The organism is Leifsonia sp. HAY1-4F, from assembly GCF_056755275.1.
The window spans coordinates 21121-27670 of record NZ_JBNDHX010000046.1; the positions used below are offsets into that span (position 1 = coordinate 21121).

General features: G+C 70.9%; 5 protein-coding genes. All 5 read left to right on the forward strand.

Translation table 11 applies throughout. From position 1 onward, the window contains the following. Positions 1-40 precede the first annotated feature (40 nt). Positions 41-1666 carry a dolichyl-phosphate-mannose--protein mannosyltransferase gene (locus ACPYOG_RS10500; RefSeq protein WP_481294172.1) on the forward strand — a complete coding sequence of 542 codons (1626 nt, stop codon included), beginning with the start codon at positions 41-43 and terminating at the stop codon, positions 1664-1666. A gap of 54 nt (positions 1667-1720) precedes the next feature. Then, complete coding sequence (locus ACPYOG_RS10505; protein ID WP_481294173.1) at positions 1721-3307, forward strand: S53 family peptidase; 1587 nt, start codon at positions 1721-1723, stop codon at positions 3305-3307. A gap of 73 nt (positions 3308-3380) precedes the next feature. Next, positions 3381-4403 (forward strand): YeiH family protein, encoded by a 1023-nt coding sequence (locus ACPYOG_RS10510; RefSeq protein ID WP_481294174.1) that lies wholly within the window; start codon positions 3381-3383, stop codon positions 4401-4403. An 84-nt stretch (positions 4404-4487) separates the two neighbouring features. Beyond that, the gene (locus ACPYOG_RS10515) at positions 4488-5789 is read left to right on the forward strand and encodes an O-acetylhomoserine aminocarboxypropyltransferase/cysteine synthase family protein (RefSeq protein ID WP_481294175.1); all 1302 of its coding nucleotides are present in this window, start codon (positions 4488-4490) and stop codon (positions 5787-5789) included. 128 nt (positions 5790-5917) lie between these two features. Further along, the gene (locus tag ACPYOG_RS10520; protein ID WP_481294176.1) at positions 5918-6418 is read left to right on the forward strand and encodes a CoA-binding protein; all 501 of its coding nucleotides are present in this window, start codon (positions 5918-5920) and stop codon (positions 6416-6418) included. Positions 6419-6550 lie beyond the last annotated feature (132 nt).

The window sequence follows — 6550 nt, forward strand, 5'->3', positions numbered from 1 at the left end:
CCATGCATGCAGGCATAGCCTGCGCCTTTAACATGGCCTGGTGACTTTCGCTCCTCCCGCCGACCGTCCGGCCGATATTCCGGCCGCGCACCGGGCTGCGCCCCGGCTCGGCAGCCGCCTGGACGACTGGTGGGGGCGTGTCCTCGGAACCCCGACGCGGCTGCGCGTGTGGCTGTGGGGTGCTCCGATCGCGGTGACGCTGCTCGCGGCGGTCCTGCGACTGTGGAACCTGGGCGCGCCGCACACTCTCGTGTTCGACGAGACCTTCTACGTCAAGGATGCGTGGAGCCTCTGGAACCTCGGCTACGAGGGCAGCTGGCCGGACCACGCCGACGCGCGCTTCGCGGCGGGCCAGACGCAGATCTTCTCTTCCGATCCGTCGTTCGTCGCACATCCACCGCTCGGCAAGTGGCTGATCGGGCTCGGGATGGCGGCCACGGGGCCGGGCAACTCGTTCGGCTGGCGCGTCTCCACCGCCATCGCCGGCACGCTCGCCGTCCTCCTCGTCTTCCTCGTCGCGAGAATGCTGTTCCGCTCCACCATGATCGCGACGATCGCAGGATTCCTCTTCGCCATCGACGGGCACGCCATCGTGATGAGCAGGGTGGCGCTCCTGGACAACTTCGTGATGTTCTTCGCACTGCTCGCGTTCTGCTGCATCCTGCTCGACCGCCGGTGGGCGGCGGACCGGCTGTCCGCACGGGTGGCCGCTGAGCGCTCGTCGGGCCGCGATCCGGCGTGGGGGCCGGTCCTGTGGTGGCGTCCGTGGCTGATCGCGGCCGGGATCCTCTGCGGGCTGTGCGCCGGGGTCAAATGGACCGGCTTCTACTTCCTCGCCTTCTTCGCCGTCTACGTCGTGATCGTGGATGCGGTGGCGCGCCATCGGGAGGCCCTCCCGTTCCCGATCAGCGGCGCGCTGCTGAAGCAGGCTCCTGCCACGTTCGTCCTCATGGTGCCGCTCGCCTTCGTCGCCTACGTGGCCACCTGGGCGGGCTGGATCTTCTCCTCCAACGGCTACTACCGGAACTGGGCGGAGTCGGCGCACGCGCAGTGGACGGGAGCGTTCGGCTGGGTGCCTCACTGGGTGCAGAACCTCTGGTACTACCAGACCCAGATGTACGGCTACAGCATCAACCTGCACACGCCGCATCCCTACCAGTCCAATCCGCTGGGCTGGACGCTGATGCTCCGGCCGACGAGCATGTACTACGTCGGCACGACGCAGGGCCAGCTGGGCTGCGCGTACAGCTCGTGCTCCGCCGCGATCACCTCTCTCGGCAACCCGTTGATCTGGTGGGCGGGGACGGCCGCGATCCTGTTCCTGGTGTACTGGCTGGTCCGGTCGCGCGACTGGCGGATCGGGCTGATCCTGACCGGTCTCGCCGCCGGGTACCTGCCGTGGTGGCTGTACATGGCGCGCACGATCTTCACCTTCTACGCGATCTCGTTCGAGCCGTACCTGATCCTGGCGCTCACGGCGGTGATCGCGATGGTCCTGGGGAGCCGGACGGACCCCCGGCCGCGTCGGACGACGGGGATCGTCTGGACCGGGGTCTTCCTCGTCGCCGCCGCGCTGGTGAGCGCGTTCTTCTGGCCGATCTGGATCGGGCAGACGGTGCCGTTCTGGTTCTGGCAGATCCACATGTGGCTGCCCAGCTGGGTGTGACGACGCGCCGGTCCGAGCCGTGCCGTGTCGGCGGCCGGTGGTAGACCGAGTGGTATGAGCGATCAGCCCCTCGACCTCGTCCCCCTTCCCGGAAGCGAGCGCCCGGAACGGCCGGGCTTCCGGTCGCACGGCGGACTCGCGCCCGACTCCCCGGTGGAGGCGACGCTGGTGCTGCGGCGCCGTGCCGAACTTCCCGACGACGCCTTCACGACCCCGTTGACCCGCGACGAGCTGGCGGAGCGGTACGGCGCATCCCCGGAGGATGTGGAGCTGGTCCGCAGCACGTTCGAAGCCTTCGGCGTGACCGTGGACGAGGTGGATGCCGGGGCACGCCGCGTGCGCGTCTCCGGCCCGGTGCAGACCATCGCCCGCGTCTTCGGCACCGACCTCGCGCGGTCCACCCGGGCGCATGAGGGCGACGACGCGACGGCGTACCGGCAGCGCTCGGGCGGCCTCAGCATCCCGGCGGCCCTCGACGGCGTCGTGACCGCCGTGCTGGGCCTCGACGACCGGCCGCAGGCGCGCGCGCAGTTCCGCTACGTCCCGGCCGCCGCGGTCAGCACGAGCTACACGCCGCCCCAGCTCGGGACGGTGTACTCGTTCCCGGAGGGGACGGACGGCAGCGGGCAGACCGTCGCGATCATCGAGCTCGGCGGAGGGTACGTGCAGTCCGATCTGGACGCGTATTTCGGCGGGCTGGGCATCCCCACCCCGTCGGTGCGGGCGGTCGGAGTGGATGGCGGCTCCAATGTGCCCGGGGGCGATCCGAACGGCGCCGATGGCGAGGTGATGCTCGACATCGAGGTCGTCGGGGCCCTCGCCCCGGCTGCGGACATCGTCGTGTACTTCGCGCCCAACACCGACGCCGGATTCCTGGATGCGGTCAGCACGGCCGCGCACGCCGACCCGACTCCTGCTGCGATCAGCATCAGCTGGGGGCAGTCCGAGGACCAGTGGACGGCGCAGGCGCGCATGGCCTTCGACCAGGCGCTGCAGGACGCCGCAGCGCTCGGGGTCACCACGACGGCGGCAGCCGGCGACGACGGGAGCAGCGACCGTGTCGGCGACGGCAAGCCGCACGTCGACTTCCCGGCCTCGTCGCCGCACGCACTCGCCTGCGGAGGCACCCGGCTGGATGCGGACGCCTCGACCGGCGCTGTCCGGTCGGAGACGGTGTGGAACAACGGAGCGGGCAACGGCGCCACCGGCGGCGGGGTCAGCGCGGTGTTCCCGCTGCCGTCCTGGCAGGCCCGGGCGGGTGTGCCCTCCGGTGCGGACGGGACGGACGCGGGAGGCCCCGCGAACGGTCCCGGCGGACGCGGGGTGCCGGACGTCTCCGCGGTCGCCGATCCGCAGACCGGCTACCGCGTCCGGGTCGACGGCCGGGACACGGTGATCGGCGGCACCAGCGCGGTCGCGCCCCTGTGGGCGGCGTTGGTCGCGCGGCTGGTGCAGTCCACGGGGCGGCCGCTGGGACTCCTGCAGCCGACGCTCTACGACTCGGTGCCCGCCGGCCAGGTGGCGGCAGGGTTCCGCGATATCGTCACCGGCGACAACGGCGCGTACCAGGCGTCAGCGGGGTGGGATGCGTGCACCGGGCTCGGGGTTCCGGAGGGGACGAAGCTGCTGTCGTCACTCTGATCGGCGGCCGGCTATCGGCGCGCGGCGCGGCGGTCGGCGCGCGGCCGGCTGAATCCTCGCCAGAATGGATCGGGTGAGCACGCCATCCCCCACCGTCCGTGTCCCGCTCGCCTGGCTCCCCGGCCTCGCGGTGTGCGGACTGGCGGCGGCCGTCGCCTGGGCGGTGCACTGGCTGATGCCGGCCGTCCCGCTGCTCACAGCGGCCGTCGTTCTCGGGATCGTCGTGGGTCAGCTGCCCGTGGCGCGCCCCGCGCTGCTCGGACGGCTCGCTCCCGGGCTGTCCGTCAGCGCCAAGCGGCTGATGCGCGTGGGCGTCGTCCTGCTCGGACTCAAGCTGAGCCTGGGCGACATCGCCGGGCTCGGCTGGGTCGCCATCGCGACGACCGTCGCGGTCGTGCTGCTGAGCTTCGCCGGGACGTTCTGGATCGGACGGATGCTCCGGCTGCCCGGGCACCAGCCGCTCCTCATCGCTACCGGCTTCTCGATCTGCGGCGCCTCGGCCATCGGCGCCATGAGCGGCGTCGTGAAGCCCAAGGACGAGGAGGCGGCCACGCCGGTCGCCCTGGTCACCCTGTGCGGGACGCTCGCGATCTTCGTCCTGCCGCTGTTCTGGCATCCACTCGGCTTGGATGCGCGGCAGTTCGGGCACTGGGTGGGCGCGGGCGTGCACGACGTCGGCCAGGTCGTGGCGACCGCGCAGATCGCGGGCGCCGGCGCGCTCGCGGTGGCGGTCGTCGTCAAGCTCACCCGCGTGCTGATGCTCGCGCCGATGGTCGCGATCGCCGCGGTGGTGGAGCGGCGGAGGCACGTCGAGGGCGACCCCGGCGTGAAGCGCCCGCCGATCCTCCCCCTATTCATCGCCGGCTTCATCGTCGCGGTGCTGGCACGGACGTTCCTCCCGGTGGGACCGGTCGTGACGGATGCCGCGGACACTCTGCAGACGGTGCTGCTCGCGATGGCGTTGTTCGGGCTCGGAACCGCCGTCCGCCTGCGGACGCTCGTCGGCACCGGCTGGCGGGCGCTGGCGACCGGCGTGATCTCGTGGGCCCTGATCGCCGTCCTGGCCCTCGCCGCCGTCTGGCTCTCGACGCGCTGAGCCCTCTCCCGCCATCGAGGAGGCGGAGTTGCAGTGTGTTACGGGTGCAGGACCGGCGCGGGGACGGTCGGGTAGCGTGACGGCATGGCAGATCGTGAGTACGGCTTCCGCACGCGTGCGATCCACGCGGGCAACATCCCCGACCCGGTGACCGGCGCGCGAGCCCTGCCGATCTACCAGACGAGCGCATTCGTCTTCGACGACACGGCCGACGCCGCGGCCCGATTCGCCCTGCAGAAGTACGGCAACGTCTACTCCCGCCTCGCGAACCCGACCGTCGCCTCCTTCGAGGAGCGCGTGGCCAGCCTCGAGGGCGGCCTCGGCGCGGTGGCGACGGCCTCCGGGCTGAGCGCCCAGTACATCACGTTCGCCTCGCTCGTCGGCGCCGGCGACCACATCGTCGCCTCGGCCAACCTGTACGGCGGATCCATCACCCAATTGGATGTGACCCTGCGCCGGTTCGGCGTCGAGACCACGTTCGTCCAGAGCTCCGACCCGGCCGACTACGCCGCCGCGATCACGGACAGGACGAAGATCCTGTTCGCCGAGACCATCGCGAACCCGTCCGGGGAGATCGCCGACATCGAGGGATTGGCGGAGGTCGCCCACGCGGCCGGCATCCCGCTCGCGATCGACTCCACCATCGCGACCCCCTACCTCAACCGGCCGATCGAGTGGGGTGCCGACATCGTCATCCACTCGGCCACGAAGTTCCTGGGCGGCCACGGGACCACCCTCGGCGGTGTGGTGGTCGAGAGCGGCCGGTTCGACTGGCACTCCTCGAAGTTCCCGCTGTTCGGGCAGCCGGTACCGACCTACGGCGGGTTGCAGTGGTCCGGCAACTTCGGCGAGTACGCCTTCCTCACCCGTCTGCGGGCGGAGCAGCTGCGCGACATCGGCCCGACGCTCGCGCCGCATTCCGCGTTCCTGCTCGCGCAGGGCGTCGAGACCTTGCCGTACCGGGTCCAGGCTCACGTCGACAACGCGCGAGCGGTCGCCGAGTGGCTGGATGCCGACCCCCGCATCGAGAAGGTTCTCTGGGCGGGCCTGCCCGGGCATCCGCACCACGAACGCGCGCAGAAGTACCTCCCGAAGGGGCCGGGCAGCGTGTTCAGCTTCGTGGTCAAGGGCGGCCGGGAGGCCGGACAGCGGTTCATCGAGTCGGTCGACCTCGCCAGCCACCTGGCGAACATCGGCGACGCGAAGACGCTGGTGATTCATCCCGCCTCCACCACCCACGCGCAGCTGAACGAGCAGCAGCTCCACGACGCGGGCGTCCTGCCCGGTGTGGTGCGCATCAGCGTCGGCATCGAAGACGTCGAGGACATCATCTACGACCTGGATCAGGCGCTCAGCGTCGCCGTCGAGGAGGGGAAAGCAGCATGACGACCGCAACGGATGCGTCGGGCACGATTCCGGACGGCGCGCGCACGTCCGACTCAACCACGTCCGGCTCCACCACCGAGGTCCAGCTCGCGAACGGTCTGAGTTGCGCCGTACCGGCGGACTCGCCGCTGGCGAAGCTGCTGAAGTCGCAGCGCACCTGGGCCGGACCGGACGCGAAGGCACGCCTCAAGCTCCTGCGCTCCGCGAAGTCGGTGGCGATCGTCGGCGCTTCTCCGAATCCCGCCCGCTCCTCCTACTTCGTCGGGACGTACCTGCAGCAGTCGAGCGATTTCCGGGTGTACTTCGTCAACCCGAACGCCGACACCATCCTCGGTCAGAAGGCGTACCCGGACCTCGCGTCGCTTCCGGAGGTGCCCGACATCGTGGATGTGTTCCGCAAGCCGGGCGATCTCCCCGCCGTCATCGACGAGGTCGTCGCGGTCGGTGCGCCGGCCGTGTGGGTGCAGCTGGGGATCTGGAACCAGGAGGCCGCGGAGTACGGCGAGTCGAAGGGCCTGACCGTCGTCATGGACCGCTGCCTCAAGATCGAGCACGCCCGCTTCCACGGAGGCCTGCACCTCCTCGGCTTCGACACCGGCCAGATCACCTCCCGCAAGACCATCCGCTGACTCCCGTCCCTGTCTCTTATACACATCTCCGAGCCCACGAGACACTCGCTAATCTAGGGGGGGGGCGTTTGGTTTGGAGAGGGGGGGGGGGGGGGGGGGGGGGGGGGGGGGGGGGGGGGGGGGGGGGGGGGG

What these genes read in the sequence shown, in the direction of transcription:
- ACPYOG_RS10505 (WP_481294173.1), top strand. Translation starts at nt 1,721, where the DNA reads ATGAGCGATCAGCCCCTCGACCTCGTCCCCCTTCCCGGAAGCGAGCGC.
- ACPYOG_RS10515 (WP_481294175.1), top strand. Translation starts at nt 4,488, where the DNA reads ATGGCAGATCGTGAGTACGGCTTCCGCACGCGTGCGATCCACGCGGGC.